Consider the following 21,232-nt stretch of genomic DNA (forward strand, 5'->3'; position numbering starts at 1 on the left):
GGGCTGTCGAGGTTTGATGACCGAATAACTCACAGGTAACTACGTTTCAGACTGATGATAGATCTATTTGCAGAATGAAAACGGTAGTAACGGAATGGAAGAGTAAAGCGTTTGCGCCATGGATGGCGCAAGCCGAGCGCACAGGGACGTGTTTACAGCGACTTTACGATCTATCCGTTACTACCGCTCGGCGGTCTTTGTCAGCAACCTTGTTTATAGGTAACAACGATTATAGGTAACTACGATGAATAGTCGTTTCATGCTGGTGTTTGCTGCTATCAGCGGCTTCACTTTTGTCGCGCTGGGTGCGTTTGGCTCTCACGTTCTCAGCAAAACGCTGGGCGCAACGGAGCTGGGCTGGCTACATACCGGCCTTGAATATCAGGCATTTCACACGCTGGCGATTTTGGCGCTATCGGTTGCGATGCAACAGCGAACCAATCTGTGGTTTTACTGGAGCAGCGTTTTTCTGGCGTTGGGAACGGTACTCTTCAGCGGAAGTTTGTACTGTCTGGCGCTTTCTCACCTGAAACTGTGGGTTTATGTGACGCCAATTGGCGGAGCCTGTTTTCTGGTGGGGTGGATATTAATATTGATTGGCGCACTGCGTCTGAAGAGAAAGGCTAAACGCCATGAATAAAGTCATTTTGTATTGCCGCTCTGGGTTTGAGAAAGAGTGCGCGGCGGAAATAACGGAAAAAGCCACGGAGCATAATGCCTTTGGCTTCGCGCGGGTAAAAGAGAACAGTGGCTACGTTGTGTTTGAATGCTATCAGCATGAAGATGCAGAACGTCTGGTAAAAACGCTGCCGTTTCATGAGCTGATTTTTGCCCGCCAGATGTTCCTGAGCGGTGAACTGCTGCGCGATCTGCCGCCGGAAGACCGCATCACGCCAATCGTTGGTATGCTGACGGGAGCCATTGAGCGTGCGGGGGAGTTGCGTGTCGAAGTTCCCGACACCAATGAAAGCAAAGAGCTGATGAAGTTCTGCCGCAAATTCACCGTGCCGCTGCGTGCTGCATTACGCGAGCATAAAATTCTGCTGGGCTATGAAAAAGCGGATCGTCCGGTGCTGCATGTGTTGTTCATTGCGCCCGGCTGCTGCTATGCCGGTTACTCTTATAGCAATAACAATTCACCGTTTTATATGGGGATCCCACGCCTCAAGTTCCCTTCCGATGCACCAAGCCGTTCGACACTTAAGCTGGAAGAAGCGTTTCATGTCTTTATTCCTGCCGACGAGTGGGATGAGCGTCTGGGCAGCGGCATGTACGCGGTGGATTTAGGCGCCTGCCCCGGCGGCTGGACTTACCAACTGGTTAAACGCAGCATGATGGTTTATGCGGTAGACAACGGCCCGATGGCTCCGAGCCTGATGGACACCGGACAGGTGATGCACCATCAGGCGGATGGTTTCCGCTTCGAAGTACCGCGTAATAACGTGTATTGGCTGGTGTGCGATATGGTGGAGAAGCCGGCGAAAGTTACCAGTCTGATGAGTGATTGGCTAATCAAGGGCTGGTGTCGTGAAGCGATATTCAACCTGAAGTTGCCGATGAAGAAGCGCTATGAAGAAGTGTCGCAGAATCTGGCCGTGCTACGTGAGCGCCTGAGCGAAAATGGGATTAATGCCGAAGTGCATGCCAAGCATTTGTACCATGACCGTGAAGAAATCACGGTGCATGTTCGTCGTTTCTGGAGTGCGGTGCCTGGCCGTCGCGACGAGCGATAATCTCGTGCTGGTGCGTATCTGAGGTCACTCAGGTACGCATCTGTATTCATCCGCTAGTGAGAATGCGGCGGGGCGCTATTCTGCACTGGCAGCCTCAGCTGCTGCAGATTGCCATTAAGCGTTAAATCGGTACGCAGCATCGCGATTTGACGACTGATCAGCGCCATTTCCTTATGCTGTTCCAGCTTCTTACGCCACTTTTCCGGTACGGCATCTAACTGCTGATACAGCGCCTCCAGACTCCCTGCCTGTTGTAAAAGCTGTGCGGCACTTTTAGGGCCGATTCCTGTGACACCTGGAATCTTGCTGCTGCTAATGCCTGCCAGCCCCCAGTAGTCTGTCAACTGCTGCGGTGACACACCAAATTCCTGTTCGATAAACGGCAGATCCAGCCAGCGTTTCTGAAAATAATCCCTGATCTGAATGTGTGGAGCCAATAGCTGGCAGTACCCTTTATCGGTCGACACGATCGTCGCCTGATGGCCCGCTGATGATAGCTTGACGGCCAGCGTAGCCGCCAGATCGTCGGCTTCATTGCCGAGGCTATGCCAGCTTGCTACGCCAACGGCGGCAAAGGCCGCTTTAATCTGTGGGAGTTCCTGCTTCAAATTATCCGGCATTGGCGTGCGTCCTGCCTTGTAGTCCGGCAAGAGTTGGTGACGCCAACTGGTATCGCGATCTTCATCATCAAAGACGGCCACCGCGTGCGTAGGCTGGCTGTGCTGTATGAGTTGATGCAGCGCATGTTGGCATGCCGTGATACAGGGCGAACCTTGTACCGCATGAATGCGACGTATCAGATTGAGCGCGTCGACAATCAGCAAATGGACGGGCATCGCGTAATTCCTGATGTGATAAGAGGGGGAAGCAGGGCTTCCCCACGTAGGTATGACCGAGCGGTGAACCGTTAGGCGCAGATTTCGTAGCAGGGAATATAGGCGCTGCCGGGCAGCTTCATGCGCTGCTGTGCGACAAAGCCCTGTAGCAGCGTATCCATGCTTTTCATCATCTGCGGGTCGCCGTGAATTTTGTACGGCCCACGTTGCTCAATTGCCTGAATACCGACCTCTTTCACATTACCGGCCACAATACCGGAGAACGCCCGGCGTAGCGCGGCAGCCAGCTCTTCAGCTGGCTGATTCGGATGCAGGTTGAGGTCGGCCATATTTTCATGTGTCGGCTCAAAGGGCAGTTGCAGGTCGGGTGCGATGCGCAGTGACCAGTTAAAGCTGTAAGCATCGCCCGTGTGGCGACGGCTTTCTTTCACCTGCGGCATCGCTTTCTTCATCTGACGGGCGACTTCTGCGGCATCATTAATGACGATCGAGTAGTAACGGCGCGCCTGACGGCCCAGCGTGCTAACAATGAATTCGTCCAGCACGCGGAAATAGTCTGCACTTTCCTCCGGCCCGGTCAGGATAATCGGCAGCACCTGTTCGCTGTTTTCTGGGTTCATCATGATGCCCAGCAGATAGAGGAACTCTTCTGCCGTTCCGACCCCGCCGGGGAAAATGATGATGCCATGTCCGATACGGACAAAGGCTTCCAGACGCTTTTCGATATCTGGCATGATAATCAGTTCATTGACCAGCGGATTAGGCGGCTCGGCGGCAATGATGGACGGTTCAGTCATGCCGATGAAGCGTCCTTCTTTATAGCGCTGCTGCGCATGACCGACGGCGGCACCTTTCATTGGTGCTTCCATCGCACCCGGACCGCAGCCCGTGCAGATATTCAGTTCACGCAGGCCGAGCTGACTGCCTACCTTGCGAGCATACTGGTATTCGATTTCATTAATCGAATGGCCGCCCCAGCAGACCACCATGTTCGGTTCTTCCCCAACGTGGAGCGCTCTGGCATTACGTAGGATAGAGAACACCAGATTGGTAATATGGGCGGAATTTTCCAGATTCAGGTTCTGATAGCGGCCTGCGCTGGCGATTTGGCCGTTGACGAACAGAATGTCGCGCAATACGGCGAACAGGTTAGCCTGCAAGGCGCGAATGATGTTGCCGTCAACGAAGGCGTCTTCCGGCGGGTTCACCAATTCCAGTTTGACGCCGCGCTCGCGGCGCAGCACGTTGATATCAAAATCTTCATAACGAGACAGCAGCTCTTTGCTGTTATCTGTCTGGCTACCGGAATTCAGTACGGCGAGGGAACAGTTGCGAAACAAACGGTAGAGATCGCTGCTGGCTGTGCTTTTCAGCATGTCCACTTCCAACTGCGATAACAAATCCATCGATCCCAATGGGCTGATATGTGTAATCAATTTTGCTCCTTGAAACGCAATATAATTCGCGATGCCATGCTGGCTGCCGAGAGCACGTTCCGTTGTTACACGCTCGACGTTTCAGCAGCACGGCACGAATGTCATTCATTTAAGACACTACGCGGAACGCGCATGCGTGAAATACCGCGAGCCTAAATGAAACCTACTTGAGCACCGTTCAGACGTTATGGATCTTTTGTTGTCTGGCACACCACCTTAACGCGCTGCCATCATTTTTTCCAATGTTGACAACTGCTTCTCGCCTAACTTGCGTGACGCCACGCATATTACCGTGCAAGCCTGAGATTTATCGGCCGGTTACTGGCGTGGCAGGCGTCCATTTGACGAGTTAAACGCGGTGTTACTGCGCCAGGGGTTGATGTCCAGCCCGCCGCGTCGGGTATAGCGGGCATACACGCTGAGTTTTTCCGGCTGGTAGTAGCGCATGATGTCGTTAAAAATTCGTTCCACACACTGTTCGTGAAATTCGTTATGATGACGAAATGAGACAATGTAGCGCAGCAGCGCTTCACGGTTGATGCGCTTACCGCGATAATGAATTTGTACCGAGCCCCAGTCTGGCTGATGGGTGATCAAACAGTTGGATTTCAGCAGGTGGCTGACCAGTGTTTCTTCAACGATTGGCGCGTCCTGTTCGTTTGTCGCCAGATAGTCGGCGCTGAAGTCGTAGCTGTCGATCTGAATGTCTTGGTCGTCGATGCACTCGCCTGTGAATCCTGCTATCGGCTGGCCTTCAAGCTCGTTGAGTTTGAAGAGTGTGATGCTGACATCCCCCTGTGCGCAATGCGCCAGATCTTTGGCTAACGTTGCGCGTACGCTTTCCCAACTGTCGAATGCCGTCTGATTAAAGCTGTTCAGATACAGCTTAAAACTTTTTGATTCAATCAGATTCAGGCTTTCTGCATTGAGATGCATTTCACCGACGGCCACCTGAGGCACGCCGCGATTGTTCAGCCAGGAAAGCTCATAGAGCGTCCAGATATCCGCGCCATGAAACGGCAGATTGTCAGGATAAATGCCGAGTGGATCGCGGTTCAGGCTACGTGGCACGGGTTGCAGAAGTGCGGCATCATAGCGGTCGTGATAGGGGGTGGGTTTGCCCAGTGTCAGCCCGCTCAGGGCCTGATGCTTGTCATAGACGGACATGCTGTTACCTTGATGTGATAAGCGTGATGACGAATAGTGTAACCTGACTAAAAGAGTGATGAGAAAAATTATGGAACATGAAGTTGTTTCGGCACTGGCGGCGTTTACCCAGCGTTATGTTGCCTGTTGGCAGCAGGAAAAGGGGCATTTGCCTGCCAGTGAAGCACTTTACGGTATACCTTCCCCGTGTATTGTCGAAAATCATGACGATACCGTTCACTGGTTGCCACAGCCTTTTGTTCCTTCAGCCGTATTGGATGGTGTGGAACGTGCGCTGGAAATCAGCCTGCATCCCGATGTTCATGCTTTTTACACCGCGCAGTATGCCGGGGATATGGCGGCGCAGTTTGATTCACTATCGTGCCAGCTGTTGCAGGTGTGGAGTGAAGAGGATTTCACCCGGATGCAGGAGAATCTGATTGGTCATTTATTAACGCAGAAGCGCCTTAAACTCACGCCGACGCTGTTTTTAGCAACGACTGATTCAGAGCTGACCATGGTGTCGCTGTGTAATGTTTCCGGGGAAATCATCCTGGAAGAATTCGGCACCAAAAAGCGTCAGACCTTAGCGCCAACGCTGGCGGTGTTTCTTTCTGGCCTTAATCCATTAGCGGTCTAATGGTTAATCGAATTTCACTTTCGGCTTTGTGAGAGATCTCTTACATTCTCTGTAAGAAATGTCTTATCTTTAATGTTGAAAATATGTTTCATTTTAATTTTTTCATTATTAATTAGTTAATTATAATAAAAATCCGCAGTGTCACTGATGGGGTGTTGAGAAACAATGTCAATTACCCCTTGCTGAAAGCTGACAATTAATACATCTTATTACTTAAGTTAGTAACCGGTTACAGTGTGTGTAACAGTTACTATAGGTAACAAAATAACGTTACTGCACTCGGGTTGTTTTCAGGAAGAAACATTGTTTCAGGAAGAGGCATTGTTTTAGGAAGAAACGCTGTTTTAAGGATAAACACTGTTTTAGGAAGAAACAGTCGTTTCAGGAAGAAGCATTGTTTTCAGGAAGAAGAACGGTTTTCAGGAAGAAATAGGGTTTCAGGATGAAATCAGGGACACCTCCAGGAAGGAGACCGAGAGCCGATTAGGAATATCGGTGGGGCAGGAGCCTAAAGGGATTGAATCACGGAAGATACAGGATGGAAACGTCAGGAAGAAAGTGGGACGCCAGCAAGGATTGTGGGTTAGGACGACCAAAAAGGAAAAGTTTTCACGGATGAGCAGGGATGCAAATGTGTAGCGGGATAGCTATAAAACGAACCGGGGGTACTGAGCAATCAGTACCCCCAATTTTTTGCCTGTATTATTTTACAAGCGCCTTTCCCCCGAACGCAGGGATGTAGCGCCAGCCAAGCAGAAATGCGCAAAACGCGATACCTAAGTCATCACTGAATATTGACGTTAAGTCAGTGTTTAGAATTTGCAGTTAGTCTGAAAATTTACTAAATTAATTTTTTAGTAAATTATCGGACTATTTAGCAAAGGAAAACGCAGTGATGAAATTCAATGTAAAAATGCTGTCAGTCACACTTGGCCTGTTTACCAGCCATGCTTTCGCATACACCGTCTATGAAAATGCACGGATTTATACCGTTAACGATCGGCAGCCAACGGCGTCCGTGCTGGTGATGGATCAGGGCAAAATTGTCTACGTCGGTGGAAATGATGGTGCAAAGCCATTCAAAGCAGCGGCTACTGGGTTGGTTGATTTAGAAGGAAAAACGGTACTGCCTGGCTTTATTGAAAGTCACGCTCATCCCGCAACGGTAGCCGTGATGGAAGCGGGTGATTTTGTGTATGTTGACGGCGCAGCAACCCTGCCGCAGATTCTTAGTCAATTAAAAGCGTATTTAGCCGCACACCCGAAAGCTAACTATTTGTTGGCGCAGGGATTTAATGTTGCTTCGCTGGGCTTATCGCAAGGGGCGTTGCCGACTGCCGCCGATTTAGACACGGTGTCTGAGAGCGTTCCGATCGTGGTGTATGACAGCGGTATGCACGCGGGGTGGGCGAATAGTGCAGCGTTGAACGTCGCCCGCGTCGATGCGAACACGCCCGATCCTATTCCAGGGAAGCATTATTTTGAGCGCGATAACAAAGGCAACCCAACCGGTTTCATGCATGAAAGTGCGATGCACAATGTTGTCGATGCACAGCAATTTAACGCAGTCGAGAACGTTGCCGAGAAACTTCAACCGATTTTAAAGACCTACCACTCGCTGGGTTTTACGGCGATTACCGACGTTGGCGATACGTTTAGCACGACAGTGGCTGCCATTGCCCGCTTAAACGAGCAGGGGAAGTTGAAGGTCTATTATCAGCGCGGTTATTTTTATGATGCGGCCAAATCGACTGAACAAAATATTGCCAGCCTTAAAGCCCTGCGTGAAAAATATCATCAGGGTAATTTGTCGATGAATCTGTATAAATTATTTATGGATGGCACGATTGAAATGGATTCAGGGGCGATGTACCAGCCTTATCCCAACGGCAACGTCGTCGAGCCATTTTTAAGCCAGCAACAGATTAACGACAATGTCGCTGCGGCGTTGAAAGCGGGCTTCTCTGTGCATGTACACGCGATAGGCGATAAAGCGCAGCAGTCGATTTTAGACGCTTTTGCGGCTAACAAAAAAATTAACCCGCAGTTGGCTCGTGTGATTGCCCACAACCAGGTATTTGAGCCGCAGGGCGTGCAGAAGTTTGCCGCCATGAAGGACAATTTATTCCTGCAAACGACGCCAAACTGGGCGGTGATGTATGAAAAAGATGAAACGAGGACCAAAATTGGTCACGACGCTTATCATCACCAATTCCTGCTCGGACAAGCGGCACGCGAGGGCGTAGCGGTAACGTTCGGCTCTGATTATCCTGCGAATACCTTTGATGCGGTGAACCCGTTCAGTCAAATGTATCACGCCATCAAACGCGGCCAGCCAAATGCTGGTTATCTCCCCCCAACCGAGGCGGCAATGACGTTCAGCCAAAGCTTGCAGGCTTACACGATTAATGGCGCGAAACAGCTTGGTATTAGCGATGTCACAGGCAGTCTTGAGAAAGGGAAAAACGCCGACTTTATTATCGTGGATACCGATATTGGCAGCGTGGGGCTGGAAAAACTGAAAGATACCAAGGTATTGGCAACCTATTTCAAAGGGGAAAAAGTGTACTAACGTACATCGTACCCAATACCGTTCGTACCCAATACCGTTCTTATCCAATATAGCTCGGCGGCATGGAAGGCCGTCGCCGAATGACTTCCCCGGAAGCTGGCAAGCGTCAGTGACTGGGGAAATGGCAACGCTGAGTCGAGCGGCAGCCGTTCCCAATAGCGCAAACCTATGGATGGGGCGGGTAATCCTATCAATACCTCTGTCACCCGAAATATGTTGGGTAGATAATGCAGTGATTGGATTTTATTACCCTGGCGATTTTAAGCGATTAGCCCATTTGTAGGATATTTCATATGCATCGATTAGATGAGTTAGGCAGACAACTCAATCACCTTGATAACTTGTTTCAGCAGTGGATGAAGAAGTTAGGCTTTAATCAAAACGCCTTTGCGGTGCTGCACTCTTTGGCGGTATCCCCAGACGGCAAATGCACGCAAAAATATATTTGTGAGCGATGGAGCCTGCCTAAACAAACTGTGTTTAGCATCTGCAAGTTATTCAAAGAACAAGGGCTGGTTGATATCACCGAAAGCGAACATGACAAGCGGGAAAAGATCCTGACGCTAACTGAGCTGGGAAAAAAGCGGACTCAACCTATTTTGACGCAATCGAAGATATTAAGTGAACGCGCTTTCGGAGCGCTGGGCCAGGAACGAACGCAGCAACTTTTCTCCCATTTAGAGGGGTTTTGCACGCTGTTTGAGCAAGAGATGGAGAATGTGCCCGGGGGGAGTGAGTAGCCGAGTTGTCTTTTCACTGGCGATTGGGTCAGGCTGATATCAGTGCTATGCTTTGCCGCCATTACTGTTGGCGTCAAGGGCGAGAAACCGCATGAGTAGAGAAAACCAGGTTCGTCAGTCATTATTCGATATTGAGCGCGCGTTGAGGGAAAGCCCTTTCTGGCAGGTTGTCCCGCCGGAAGAGGAGGCATTTAACAGCACGGAGCCCTTTAGCCTCGATACCATGAAACCCGAAGAGTGGTTGCAGTGGGTCTTTTTGCCGCGCATGCATGCCTTATTGGACAGCGAGCTAGCGTTGCCCGCTGAACTGGCTTTACTGCCTTATTTTGAAGACGCGCTGGAAGGGTCGCCAGAAGAAACAGCAGCGGTTCTGTTGCGTATCAAGCTGCTTGATGAGCTATTCACCCCCGATGTACAGGATGGCGCAGTGCACGATGCTTGAGATTATTTATCAGGATGAGCATCTGGTTGCCGTCAATAAACCCAGCGGCTGGTTAGTCCATCGTAGCTGGCTGGATCGCAAAGAAAAAATTGTGGTGATGCAGACCGTGCGCGATCAGATCGGCCAGCACGTGTATACCGTTCATCGCCTCGACAGACCAACATCCGGCGTGTTGCTGCTCGCGCTGTCCAGCGAGGTCGCGCGGGCGTTATCCCAGCAGTTTGAATCGCATCAGATGCAGAAAATATATCATGCCATTGTGCGGGGCTATGTGCTGGATGACGGCGTGATCGATTATGCGCTCACCGAAGAGCTGGACAAGATCGCCGACAAATTTACCAATCCTGATAAGGCGCCGCAGCCTGCTGTCACGCATTACCGCTCTTTGGCGCAGGTCGAGATGCCGGTTGCCATCGGCCGTTACCCCACGGCACGCTACAGTCTGATGGAGTTGAAGCCACAGACCGGGCGCAAGCACCAACTCCGCCGCCATATGACACATATCCACCATCCCATCATCGGCGATACCGCGCATGGCGACCTGCGACACAATCGCGGTATGGAATCGCACTTCTCCTGCGGCAGGCTCATGCTGCATGCCAGCGAGTTGCAGCTGAATCATCCGGTGAGTGGGCAGCCATTGACGTTGCAGGCGCGTTGGGATGCGCCATGGCAGGGCGTGATGACACAGTTTGGCTGGAAGGGGATTCTCCCTGAGTTTGAAGGGGTTGAGTTTCCTGCCGACTCAGGTCAGGATAGCGAGCATTTCGTCGAGCAGTAATCTCTGTCTTATTACTGCCGTATTACTTTTATATCAAACATATCGAATTAAAAAGGGAGTCAGAAGCATGGCGCAGATTGGTATTTTTGTTGGTACAGTCTACGGGAATGCATTGCTGGTGGCCGAAGAAGCCGAAAATATTCTCAAGGACCGTGGCCATGAGGTTAAGGTTTTTGAAGATGCGACGCTGGAATCCTGGCTGGACTACCGCGAGCAGACGGTTTTAGTTGTCACGTCGACGACGGGACAAGGCCAGTTGCCTGATTCTATTGTTCCGCTTTACGCCGCACTGCGTGAGAAAGGCGGTTACCAGCCTGCGTTACGCTATGGCGTGATTGCGCTGGGTGACAGCAGTTACCCGAATTTCTGCGCGGGCGGTCATCTTTTCGATGCGTTATTACAGGAAATCGGTGCTAAGCGCCTGGGCGATGTTTTGGACGTTGATGCCGTCGAACATCCTGAGCCGGAAGTGATTTCATGCCCGTGGGTTGAAGCATGGGCTGATTTGGTTGACGCGCAGTGATGCTGTGCTGAAATGACAAACGGGAGCCTGTCGCGCTCCCGTTTTCGTTGCGGCCTGTTGAGAAATCGCGCTTAGCGATTCTTGGTCAGCTTCTCTAAATCCGCTTCGATTTCGGTAATTTTGTTGGAAACCACGCTTTCCAGATGACGCAGGTCGTCAAGGATTTTGCGTTTCAGATCGACTTCAACCTGTTCCTGCTGGCAGATCTTGTCCAATTCATCAATCACATAGCGCAGATTTGGGCTGATCTCGTTGATCTCTTTGTAGCCCTGTCCAGAATTGTCTGCCACGATGGTCTTGCGCTGGCGTGGATACTTGAACTTCACGCTTTTAGCGAAAAACTCGCCCTTATCTTTACGAAAATAGATCTTTAGGATGTCGTTGTTTGCTTCCTGACGCAGGCTATAGCGATCGATATCATCGGGATTGGTAATGCCCAGGCTTTTTAGATTGTCATACATAGCGTCACCTTCTCGGTTTTTAGATAGTCCTGATTATCGTTCGAGCATAAAAAAACGGCGGGTGATTAACCCGCCGTTTCTAGTTTAGTCGATGGAGCGTAATAACTCATTGATACCCACTTTAGCGCGGGTTTTCGCATCCACTTTCTTCACAATGATTGCACAGTACATGCTGTGGCTGCCATCTTTGGACGGCAGGTTACCGGAAACCACAACGGAGCCCGCCGGGACGCGACCATAGTGAATTTCACCGGTTTCACGATCGTAAATACGGGTGCTTTGGCTGATGAACACACCCATGGAGATGACGGAACCTTCCTCAACGACAACGCCTTCCACGACTTCAGAACGCGCACCGATGAAGCAGTTATCTTCGATGATGGTTGGGTTAGCCTGTAACGGCTCCAGAACACCACCGATGCCGACACCGCCGGACAGGTGAACATTTTTACCGATCTGAGCACAAGAACCTACGGTTACCCAGGTATCGACCATCGTGCCTTCATCGACGTAAGCACCGATGTTGACGTAAGACGGCATCAGCACGGTATTACGTGCGATATAGGCACCGCGACGCACGCTGGCCGGCGGTGCAACGCGCACGCCTTCACGCTGGAAACGCGCTTCATCATAGTCAGCGAATTTCATGGGTACTTTGTCGAAAAAGCGTGTTTCTCCGCCTTCGATAAGTTGGTTATCGTTAATACGGAAAGAGAGCAGCACGGCTTTCTTCAGCCACTGGTGGGTAACCCATTGGCCGTCGATTTTCTCTGCAACGCGCAGGGCGCCGCTATCCAGCAGGTTGATAGCCTGAGTGACGGCTTCACGCGTGACGGTGTCTGCGTTTGCCGGAGTGATTTCAGCGCGGCGCTCGAAAGCCGTCTCAATGATGTTCTGTAATTGTTGGTGCATCCTGATTTCTCTTTCCTGATTGTAAAAATTAACTCAATGGTACTTTATCGTTTGGGTTAAGGGCTTCTGTCAACCGTTCTTGCAATTTAAGGCGTAAATCCGGCTTTAATGCCCGTCTGTCGCTGTCGGCCAGAATGAAAAGATCCTCTACCCGCTCGCCGATTGTGGAAATGCGTGCGCCGTGTAGCGACAGGTTGAGATCGGCAAAAATTTCACCGATCCGTGCCAGCAGCCCTGGTTGATCGAGTGCGCTGAGCTCCATGTAGCTGCGTCTGTCCGTGTGCGTCGGTAGGAAGTTGACTTCCGTTGGTACGCTGAAATGACGCAGCTTGGGCGACGGTCGGCGTACGCGCGGGTGTTGGTAATGTCGGTGCGTCAGCGACTGCTCCAGCGCATGGCGTATCATTTCATGCCGATCCTGCGCCAGCGGGCTGCCATCCGGTTCCAGCACGATGAACGTATCCATCGCCATGCCGTCGCGGCTGGTAAAAATCTGCGCATCGTGCACGCTGAGGTTGCGTCGATCTAACTCACCGGCGACCGCCGCGAAAAGATAAGGCCTGTCTGGGCTCCAGATAAAAATCTCTGTACCGCCACGGCTGGCTTGATGGCTGATCAGCACCAGCGGTTTGTTGACATCATGCTCCAGCAAGTGGCGCGCGTGCCAGGCAAGCTGGTTCGGCGAGTGGCGCAGGAAATAATCGGCTCGACAGCGGCTCCAGATGTGGTGCAGCGCCTCTTCGTCAATATTGTCCATACGCAGCAGCGCCAGCGCCTGCAAGCGGTGGTGGCGGACGCGTTCGCGCAAATCTGGGGTATTTTGCATGCCGCGGCGCAGCTGTTTCTCCGTCGCGAAATAGAGTTCACGCAACAGGCTCTGTTTCCAGCTGTTCCACAGCGTTTCATTGGTGGCACAGATGTCCGCAACCGTCAGGCTGACCAGATAGCGTAAGCGGGTTTCGCTCTGCACTTCGGTGGCAAATTGCTGAATGACGGTGGGATCTTGAATGTCACGACGCTGTGCGGTGACGGACATCAGCAGGTGGCAGCGCACCAGCCAGGAAACCAACTGAGCTTCACGCGAATTCAGCCCGTGTAGCGCCGCAAACTCCAGCACATCCTGCGCGCCCAGTTCAGAGTGATCGCCCCCACGGCCTTTCGCGATATCGTGGAACAGCGCGGCCAACAGCAATAATTCAGGCTGGGGCAGGCGAGGGTAGAGTTCTACACACAGCGGATGCTGGGGTCGCGTATCCTCGTCGGCGAAGCTTTCCAGCTTGAGCAGAACGCGGATCGTGTGCTCATCCACCGTATAAGCGTGAAACAGATCGAACTGCATCTGACCGACGATGTTTCCCCACAGCGGCATATAGGCCCACAGCACGCTGTGGCGATGCATTGGCAGCAGCGCACGGCTTACCGCATGCGGATGGCGCAGAATATTCATGAACAGCTGGCGCGCTTCCGGGATGGTGCAAAGCGGGCTGGCGAGATGGCGACGAGCATGGCGCAGTTGGCGCAACGTGGTGGAGTAAATGCCGCTGATGTCACGGTTGCGTACCATCAGGTAGAACATGCGCATGATGGCTTCCGGTTTTTTGATAAACAGGTTTTCATCGCGCAGGTCTAGCAGGTTGCCGCGTAGCTGAAATTCATCGTCAATCGGGCGAGGTTTTTCACTCGCATCCAACGCCAGAATCGCTTCGTCAAAGAGTTGCAACAGCATCTGGTTCAACTCGCTGACGCGACGCGTCATACGGTAGAAATCCTTCATCATGCGCTCGACTGGCGTGTTGCCTTCGCCCTGATATTGCAGCAACTGTGAGACGTTCAACTGCCTGTCGAACAGCAGCCGGTTGTCGTAACGCGGTAGGATCAGATGCAGGGCGAAGCGGATGCGCCACAAAAAGCTTTGGCATTCGTTAAGCTCTTTACGCTCAGCTTCGGTCAGAAAGCCGAAACCCACCATTTCATTGAGTGAAGTCGCGCCGAAGTGGCGTCTCGCCACCCACAGCAGCGTGTGAATGTCGCGTAGTCCGCCCGGACTGCTCTTGATGTCGGGTTCCAGATTGTAGCTGGTACTGTGATAGCGCTGATGGCGTTCCTGCTGTTCGGCGATTTTTGCCGGGAAAAACGTGTCTGACGGCCAAAATTCATCACTGAATATGTTTTTTTGCAGCGAGAGAAACAGGGCGACGTCGCCGCATATCATGCGGGATTCGATCAGGTTGGTCGCGACGGAAATATCTGCGCGTCCTTCCTGTAAGCACTCTTCCAGCGTTCTGACGCTATGGCCGACTTCCAGCTTCAAATCCCACAGTAGGGTGATGAATTGGCCGACACGCTGGGAATGTTCTTCACTCAGCTCTGTCTGGCTTAATACCAGCACGTCGATATCGGAAAGCGGGTGCAGCTCACCTCGGCCATATCCGCCAACTGCTACGAGTGACGTTTGGGCGATATTTTCAAAGCCGTGGAAATACCATAGCCGCTGCAATAGGCGATCGATGAACAAGGTTCTGGCATCAATCAGCTTTTCTGCGCTGACGCCGGAACGGAATTCTGAACCGAGCCAAAGCTGAAACAGTTCCAACTGCTGTTTTAACGTCTGACAATTCAGCATGTCATCAGCATAGGTCAGCGGTGAGGCGGGCAACTGTACTGGAGCAATGGGGTCTATGGGGCTGTTTGATGAGGACGCGTCAGGTGGCGTACTGTCTGGCGAAAATCGGTTATCTGTCATAGCGCAGCCCATAAAAAAACGCAGAGCGCGTTTTTCAACGTCGCTTGCGACGGCCCGTAGGGGGGCGTGCTTTCCGCACGCCATAAAAAAGCCGGCGTCTGCCGGCTTCGTGTTTACTGTTCATGCGTGATGATGTTGGGGATGGTGTCATCCTTTCGCAACGTCATTATTTCGCAGCCGTTATCGGTTACCACAATAGTATGCTCGTACTGCGCCGACAAGCTGCGATCTTTGGTTTTTACCGTCCAGCCGTCTTTCATCGTACGGATGCGGAAATCACCGGCATTGAGCATAGGCTCGATCGTGAATGCCATACCCGTTTGCAGCACTACGCCACCGTCATCTGCATCGTAGTGCAGAACCTGTGGCTCTTCGTGGAAGCCTTTGCCGATACCGTGACCACAATACTCACGCACCACGGAGAAGTTATTTCCTTCCGCAAACTGCTGGATCGCTTTACCCAACGTGCGCAGGCGGATGCCTGGCTTAACCATTTTCAGCGCCAGATAGAGGCTTTCCTGCGTGATGCGGCAGAGGCGCTCACCCAGAATGGTTGGTTTGCCGACGATAAACATTTTTGACGTATCGCCGTGGAAGTCGTCTTTGATTACGGTGACGTCGATGTTGACGATATCACCATCTTTCAAAATGCGTTCTTCGCTAGGAATGCCGTGGCACACCACTTCGTTGATGGAGATGCAGACGGATTTCGGGAAGCCGTGGTAGCCCAGACAAGCAGAAATGGCTTGTTGCTTGTTGGTGATGTGATCGTGACAGATTCTGTCTAATTCGGCAGTACTCACGCCCGGAACCACGTGGGGTTCGATGATTTCCAGGACTTCGGCAGCCAGACGGCCAGCTACGCGCATTTTTTCGATGTCTTCAGGAGTTTTAATTGAAATTGCCATTGATGATTGTCCGCAGGTGCCTGTTAAGCACAAAAATTAAGAGCGATAACTAATAACTTATGTTACCAGCCATGCCGTTGGCTTGCCAAACTATCATTCTGATTTGTGGACGATTGAATAACAAATGTTGGTGTCGCTGGGGGATTTATGGTATAAAGCGCGCCGATGATCCGGCTGGATATCGGTTATACGATATTCAACGACATCGACTAAACTCACTTTGTGTAAATAACACACACATGTCGGCACGTTCGCCGGGGTGCTCCTGAGGTGTTTCACCGGATGGGGTCGGCGCAATGGGACATGTGGAGGCATAACCCCATACTTAATTAATAGAGGTAATCATGGCAACTGTTTCCATGCGCGATATGCTCAAGGCTGGCGTACACTTTGGTCACCAGACCCGTTACTGGAACCCGAAAATGAAGCCATTCATCTTCGGTGCACGTAACAAAGTTCACATCATCAACCTTGAAAAAACTGTACCAATGTTCAACGACGCTTTGGCTGAGCTGGGCAAAATTGCTTCTCGCAAAGGCAAAATTCTGTTCGTTGGTACCAAGCGCGCAGCAAGCGAAGCGGTAAAAGATGCGGCCAACAACTGCGATCAGTTCTACGTGAACCATCGTTGGTTGGGCGGTATGCTGACTAACTGGAAAACCGTTCGTCAGTCCATCAAGCGTTTGAAAGATCTGGAAACCCAATCTCAAGACGGCACGTTCGACAAGCTGACCAAAAAAGAGGCGCTGATGCGCACTCGTGAACTGGACAAGCTGGAAAACAGCCTGGGCGGTATCAAAGATATGGGCGGTCTGCCAGACGCGCTGTTCGTTATCGACGCCGATCACGAGCACATCGCAATCAAAGAAGCTAACAACCTGGGTATTCCGGTATTCTCAGTGGTTGATACCAACTCCGATCCAGATGGCGTTGACTTCATCATCCCTGGTAACGATGACGCAATCCGTGCAGTTAACCTGTACCTGAGCGCTGTTGCTACTGCTGTCCGCGAAGGCCGTTCTCAAGATCTGGCTGTGCAGGCAGAAGAAGGCTTAGTAGAAGCTGAATAATAAGTCTGGCTCGTTGAGCCCTTATTAACCAGGTAGTACTAGTTTGGTTAGGGGCCTTTTTATGGCCCCTTTTTCACTTTTAAAGCTGTTTGGTCGTGACGACCAGGCAGAACAAATCTTCCGAGGATTTTAGAATGGCTGAAATTACCGCATCCCTGGTAAAAGAGCTGCGTGAGCGTACCGCTGCGGGCATGATGGAATGTAAGAAGGCGCTGGTTGAAGCTAACGGCGACATCGAGCTGGCAATCGAAAACATGCGTAAATCCGGCGCGATCAAAGCGGCGAAAAAAGCAGGTAATGTTGCTGCTGATGGCGTGATCAAGACTAAGATCGACGGTAACTACGCTGTGATCCTGGAAGTTAACTGCCAGACTGACTTCGTTGCTAAAGACGGTGGTTTCCAGGCGTTTGCTGACAAAGTGCTGGATGCTGCTGTTGCAGGCAAAATCACTGATGTTGACGTGCTGAAAGCACAGTTCGAAGAAGAGCGTGTTGCGCTGGTTGCTAAAATTGGTGAGAACATCAATATTCGCCGCGTTTCTGCTCTGGAAGGCGAAGTTCTGGGTAACTACCAACACGGTGCGCGCATCGGTGTTCTGGTTGCTGCTAAAGGCGCTGACGAAGAGCTGGTTAAACACCTGGCTATGCACGTTGCCGCAAGCAAGCCTGAATTCGTTAAGCCAGAAGACGTGTCTGCTGAAGTGGTAGAGAAAGAGTACCAGGTTCAGTTGGAAATCGCGATGCAGTCTGGTAAGCCGAAAGAAATCGCAGAGAAAATGGTTGAAGGCCGTATGAAGAAATTCACCGGCGAAGTTTCTCTGACTGGCCAGCCTTTCGTTATGGATCCAGCCAAGTCTGTTGGCCAACTGCTGAAAGAGCACAACGCTGACGTGACTAACTTCATCCGTTTCGAAGTGGGTGAAGGTATTGAAAAAGTTGAGACTGACTTTGCTGCTGAAGTTGCAGCGATGAGCAAGCAGTCTTAATAGCAAAAAAAGAGCCGCCAGTTGGCGGTTCCTTTTTATCCAGCCCAAAGAGTTTTAGTACGCTTGGTTTCCTGTATTCAGATAGGGGCCGGGTGGAACAGTTTTGATATTTACAACCCCCCAATACGACGACAGCCTGTAGGATAAGAACACCATGGCAACCAATGCAAAACCCGTCTATCAACGAATCCTGCTGAAGCTCAGTGGCGAAGCTTTACAGGGAACTGAAGGTTTTGGTATCGATGCGAGCATTCTGGATCGCATGGCTCAGGAAGTGAAAGAACTGGTTGAGTTAGGCATTCAGGTCGGTGTAGTTATCGGCGGTGGTAACCTGTTTCGTGGCGCGGGTCTGGCTAAAGCGGGTATGAACCGCGTTGTGGGCGACCACATGGGAATGCTGGCGACCGTCATGAATGGTCTGGCAATGCGTGATGCATTGCACCGTGCCTATGTGAACGCTCGTCTGATGTCTGCCATTCCCCTGAATGGCGTCTGTGACAATTACAGCTGGGCAGAAGCGATTAGCCTGCTGCGTAATAACCGCGTAGTGATTTTCTCCGCTGGAACAGGCAATCCTTTCTTCACCACAGATTCAGCGGCTTGCCTGCGCGGCATTGAGATTGAAGCGGATGTCGTATTGAAAGCGACAAAAGTCGATGGCGTCTATTCTGCCGATCCGGTACAAGATCCTTCAGCGACGATGTACGAAACGCTAACCTATCAAGACGTGTTAGAACGTGAGCTGAAAGTGATGGATCTTGCCGCGTTTACGCTGGCACGCGACCATAATTTGCCGATCCGTGTTTTCAACATGAACAAACCTGGCGCACTGCGTCGCGTTGTCATGGGTGAAAAAGAAGGGACGTTGATTAGTCAGTAATAACGGCTAATCCCGATTATAGGGTAATATATTCTCAGTATTGCTCTATACGCCAGCCGCACGCTGGCATTAATTATTCACCGGGTCATGTACTGACATGGCCTGCCAGGCAACCAGTTTTCAAGGGTTCACAACGTGACTAATGAAATCAGAAAAGATGCTGAAACGCGCATGGACAAATGTGTTGAAGCGTTTAAAAACCAGATCAGCAAAATCCGTACCGGCCGTGCGTCACCTAGCATTCTCGATGGCATTCATATTGAATACTATGGCAGCGCAACGCCACTGCGTCAGGTTGCTAACGTTGTCGTAGAAGACTCCCGCACGCTGGCGATTTCGGTATTCGATCGTTCGCTTGGCCCTGCGGTTGAGAAAGCGATCATGGCCTCCGATCTCGGCCTGAACCCGTCTTCTGCTGGCACCGTAATCCGTGTTCCACTGCCACCGCTGACGGAAGAGCGTCGTAAAGACCTGATCAAAGTGGTTCGTGGCGAAGCAGAGCAGGGCCGTATCTCCGTACGTAACGTGCGCCGTGACGCTAACGACAAATTGAAAGCGCTGTTGAAAGATAAAGCGATCAGTGAAGATGAAGAACGTCGCGCTCAGGACGACGTGCAGAAACTGACTGACAACTTCATTAAGAAAGTGGACGTCGCACTGGCAGAAAAAGAAGCGGAGCTGATGGAGTTCTAATCAGCCCGTTGGATAGTGCGTCGTAGGAAATCTGTGGGTTCTCTCCTTTTTTCCTGCGGCGCTTTATTTTTATACTTGTCATTCTTCAAGTTGCATGTGCGTTGGCCGCGTTCAGCCACCCGAATCACTTACTTGAGTAAGCTCATCGGGATGCCTTCTCTCGCCGCCTTCCTGAAACTTGAATTATTTAGAGTATTACAATGGTTATACAAGGAATGGGTGAAGGCTAGCCCCTCTGGGTAGTAAACAATTTTTTGCTGTGTATATGCCTGCGGTTATCGTGACTGTGATCGATAGCAGAGATATATCATGGTAATCGCCTCAGACTCGTGTACCTTCCTGTCATCAAATCCGGTTATTCAGAGCATTTTTAATGAAGCAACTGACAATTCTTGGTTCCACCGGCTCTATTGGCGTCAGTTCGCTGGCAGTGATTAAAGCCAATCCCGATAAATTTGCCGTACGCGCGTTATCCGCCGGGTACAACGTCAAGTTGATGCTAGAGCAGTGCCTCACTTTCCAACCCGCCTATGCCTCAATGGCTGATGAAGCCTCTGCAACCTCCCTGCGCCAGCAGTTGGCGGAATATGGTTGTAAAACGGAAGTGCTGGCTGGAGAACAAGCAGCATGTGACCTTGCTGCATTGGATGGTGTCGATCAGGTGATGGCCGCGATTGTGGGGGCAGCAGGGCTATTGCCAACGCTAGCGGCAATTCATGCTGGAAAACAGGTTTTGTTGGCGAACAAAGAATCGCTGGTCACCTGCGGACGTCTCTTTATGGACGCCGTGGCGCAAAGTGGTGCACAGCTTTTACCAATTGATAGCGAACATAATGCGATTTTTCAGAGTTTACCTGAGCAAATTCAGCGCCAATTAGGCTACGCTTCATTGTCGCAGCATGGGGTCGAACGTATTGTTCTGACCGGTTCCGGTGGACCGTTTCGTGAAACTCCGGTGTCGGCGTTGGCGGACATGACGCCGGATCAGGCGTGCGCGCATCCAAACTGGTCAATGGGGCGCAAAATTTCGGTTGATTCTGCCACGATGATGAACAAAGGGCTGGAGTATATCGAAGCGCGCTGGTTGTTTAATGCTTCTGCCGAACAGATGGAAGTCATTATTCATCCGCAGTCAGTGATTCACTCGATGGTGCGTTACCGTGATGGTAGCGTTCTGGCGCAGTTAGGATCGCCCGACATGCGTACGCCGATTGCTCATGCAATGGCTTATCCTGAACGTGTGACATCGGGTGCAAAAGCGTTAGATTTTTGCCAGATTGGCGCGCTGACATTTTTGGCACCGGACTATGCGCGTTATCCTTGTTTACAGCTCGCTATTGATGCTTGTAATCATGGTCAGTCGGCCACTACGGCACTGAACGCAGCGAATGAGGTTGCAGTGGCGGCATTTTTGCAGTCGCAGATTCGTTTTACGGATATTGCGGCGGTAAATCGGTATGTCATTGAACAACTTACATTGCCAGAACCCGCCAGCGTTGATGATGTTCTGTTTATCGACCACTGGGCCAGACAGGTCGCAACACAGACCCTGACACATTACGCGCGATAGCTGGATAACGCCGTGGCACAATTTGTTCATGTGCGGTGGAGGTGGTATAGTCTGCGCCACTCAATGGTTGATTATGCGAAAGTTGTTTAATCGACCGTGAAGCTAAGCCGTGATCGTTCACGGCTTTTTTTGCGCTAACGGGATCTGATGTTACGGAAGA

At 51.3% G+C, this 21,232-nt stretch carries 20 protein-coding genes; 13 read left to right on the forward strand and 7 right to left on the reverse strand.

Annotated elements, in window-relative coordinates; genetic code table 11:
- Positions 1-244 precede the first annotated feature (244 nt).
- Together EIP93_RS05475 and rlmM are read left to right on the forward strand one after the other, a co-directional pair.
- The gene (locus tag EIP93_RS05475; protein WP_103861178.1) at positions 245-640 is read left to right on the forward strand and encodes a DUF423 domain-containing protein; all 396 of its coding nucleotides are present in this window, start codon (positions 245-247) and stop codon (positions 638-640) included.
- A complete protein-coding gene (gene rlmM / locus EIP93_RS05480) occupies positions 633-1,733 on the forward strand; it encodes a 23S rRNA (cytidine(2498)-2'-O)-methyltransferase RlmM (RefSeq protein ID WP_103157900.1) in 1,101 nt (366 codons plus the stop codon). Before EIP93_RS05475 ends, rlmM begins: the two co-directional genes overlap by 8 nt.
- Before the next feature lie 53 nt (positions 1,734-1,786).
- On the opposite strand, the gene xni is transcribed toward rlmM, so the two are convergent.
- The 3 genes from xni to queF all read right to left on the reverse strand — a co-directional run bounded on the left by xni (position 1,787) and on the right by queF (position 5,172).
- Entirely contained in the window at positions 1,787-2,569 is a 783-nt protein-coding gene (gene xni / locus EIP93_RS05485) for a flap endonuclease Xni (RefSeq protein WP_103861177.1), read from the reverse strand.
- A 71-nt stretch (positions 2,570-2,640) separates the two neighbouring features.
- Positions 2,641-4,005 (reverse strand): nucleotide 5'-monophosphate nucleosidase PpnN, encoded by a 1,365-nt coding sequence (ppnN, locus tag EIP93_RS05490; protein ID WP_039490387.1) that lies wholly within the window; start codon positions 4,003-4,005, stop codon positions 2,641-2,643.
- A gap of 318 nt (positions 4,006-4,323) precedes the next feature.
- Positions 4,324-5,172: an NADPH-dependent 7-cyano-7-deazaguanine reductase QueF gene (queF, locus tag EIP93_RS05495; RefSeq protein WP_116586054.1), complete on the reverse strand. Its 849-nt coding sequence runs from the start codon at positions 5,170-5,172 to the stop codon at positions 4,324-4,326.
- Between the two features lie 70 nt (positions 5,173-5,242).
- Between queF and syd the strand changes: the two genes are divergently transcribed.
- The 6 genes from syd (at position 5,243) to EIP93_RS05525 (ending at position 10,849) form a co-directional block, all read left to right on the forward strand.
- Positions 5,243-5,791, forward strand: a complete 549-nt coding sequence (gene syd / locus EIP93_RS05500; RefSeq protein ID WP_109225015.1) for a SecY-interacting protein — start codon at positions 5,243-5,245, stop codon at positions 5,789-5,791.
- Between the two features lie 895 nt (positions 5,792-6,686).
- Complete coding sequence (locus EIP93_RS05505; RefSeq protein WP_125233315.1) at positions 6,687-8,363, forward strand: amidohydrolase; 1,677 nt, start codon at positions 6,687-6,689, stop codon at positions 8,361-8,363.
- Between the two features lie 293 nt (positions 8,364-8,656).
- Positions 8,657-9,103, forward strand: a complete 447-nt coding sequence (locus EIP93_RS05510; protein ID WP_125232407.1) for a MarR family winged helix-turn-helix transcriptional regulator — start codon at positions 8,657-8,659, stop codon at positions 9,101-9,103.
- A 91-nt stretch (positions 9,104-9,194) separates the two neighbouring features.
- On the forward strand, positions 9,195-9,545 hold the full coding sequence (locus tag EIP93_RS05515) for a YqcC family protein (RefSeq protein WP_103861172.1): 351 nt from the start codon (positions 9,195-9,197) through the stop codon (positions 9,543-9,545).
- Complete coding sequence (gene truC / locus EIP93_RS05520; protein WP_125232408.1) at positions 9,538-10,326, forward strand: tRNA pseudouridine(65) synthase TruC; 789 nt, start codon at positions 9,538-9,540, stop codon at positions 10,324-10,326. The genes EIP93_RS05515 and truC overlap by 8 nt, the downstream gene beginning before the upstream one ends.
- Before the next feature lie 67 nt (positions 10,327-10,393).
- On the forward strand, positions 10,394-10,849 hold the full coding sequence (locus tag EIP93_RS05525) for a flavodoxin (RefSeq protein ID WP_039510960.1): 456 nt from the start codon (positions 10,394-10,396) through the stop codon (positions 10,847-10,849).
- 71 nt (positions 10,850-10,920) lie between these two features.
- Here the strand turns inward: EIP93_RS05525 and EIP93_RS05530 are convergent, their stop codons facing one another.
- From EIP93_RS05530 to map, 4 genes are all read right to left on the reverse strand, one after another.
- A complete protein-coding gene (locus tag EIP93_RS05530; RefSeq protein ID WP_010284811.1) occupies positions 10,921-11,310 on the reverse strand; it encodes a DUF3461 family protein in 390 nt (129 codons plus the stop codon).
- Between the two features lie 84 nt (positions 11,311-11,394).
- On the reverse strand, positions 11,395-12,222 hold the full coding sequence (dapD, locus tag EIP93_RS05535; RefSeq protein ID WP_103942571.1) for a 2,3,4,5-tetrahydropyridine-2,6-dicarboxylate N-succinyltransferase: 828 nt from the start codon (positions 12,220-12,222) through the stop codon (positions 11,395-11,397).
- 28 nt (positions 12,223-12,250) lie between these two features.
- Entirely contained in the window at positions 12,251-14,965 is a 2,715-nt protein-coding gene (glnD, locus tag EIP93_RS05540; RefSeq protein WP_103861687.1) for a bifunctional uridylyltransferase/uridylyl-removing protein GlnD, read from the reverse strand.
- Positions 14,966-15,078: 113 nt separating this feature from the next.
- A complete protein-coding gene (gene map / locus EIP93_RS05545; RefSeq protein ID WP_103861169.1) occupies positions 15,079-15,873 on the reverse strand; it encodes a type I methionyl aminopeptidase in 795 nt (264 codons plus the stop codon).
- A gap of 344 nt (positions 15,874-16,217) precedes the next feature.
- Here map and rpsB point away from each other — a divergent pair, with 344 nt between their 5' ends.
- From rpsB to ispC, 5 genes are all read left to right on the forward strand, one after another.
- Complete coding sequence (gene rpsB / locus EIP93_RS05550; protein ID WP_039483864.1) at positions 16,218-16,943, forward strand: 30S ribosomal protein S2; 726 nt, start codon at positions 16,218-16,220, stop codon at positions 16,941-16,943.
- A 134-nt stretch (positions 16,944-17,077) separates the two neighbouring features.
- A complete protein-coding gene (gene tsf, locus EIP93_RS05555; protein WP_010296401.1) occupies positions 17,078-17,929 on the forward strand; it encodes a translation elongation factor Ts in 852 nt (283 codons plus the stop codon).
- Between the two features lie 154 nt (positions 17,930-18,083).
- Positions 18,084-18,809, forward strand: coding sequence for a UMP kinase (gene pyrH / locus EIP93_RS05560; RefSeq protein WP_005975910.1), 726 nt, complete (start codon positions 18,084-18,086; stop codon positions 18,807-18,809).
- A 135-nt stretch (positions 18,810-18,944) separates the two neighbouring features.
- Complete coding sequence (frr, locus tag EIP93_RS05565; protein ID WP_103861168.1) at positions 18,945-19,502, forward strand: ribosome recycling factor; 558 nt, start codon at positions 18,945-18,947, stop codon at positions 19,500-19,502.
- 373 nt (positions 19,503-19,875) lie between these two features.
- On the forward strand, positions 19,876-21,072 hold the full coding sequence (ispC, locus tag EIP93_RS05570; RefSeq protein ID WP_125232409.1) for a 1-deoxy-D-xylulose-5-phosphate reductoisomerase: 1,197 nt from the start codon (positions 19,876-19,878) through the stop codon (positions 21,070-21,072).
- The last annotated feature ends 160 nt before the right edge of the window (positions 21,073-21,232 follow it).

This window comes from Pectobacterium versatile (assembly GCF_003932035.1).
In the GTDB taxonomy this organism is placed as follows: domain Bacteria; phylum Pseudomonadota; class Gammaproteobacteria; order Enterobacterales; family Enterobacteriaceae; genus Pectobacterium; species Pectobacterium versatile.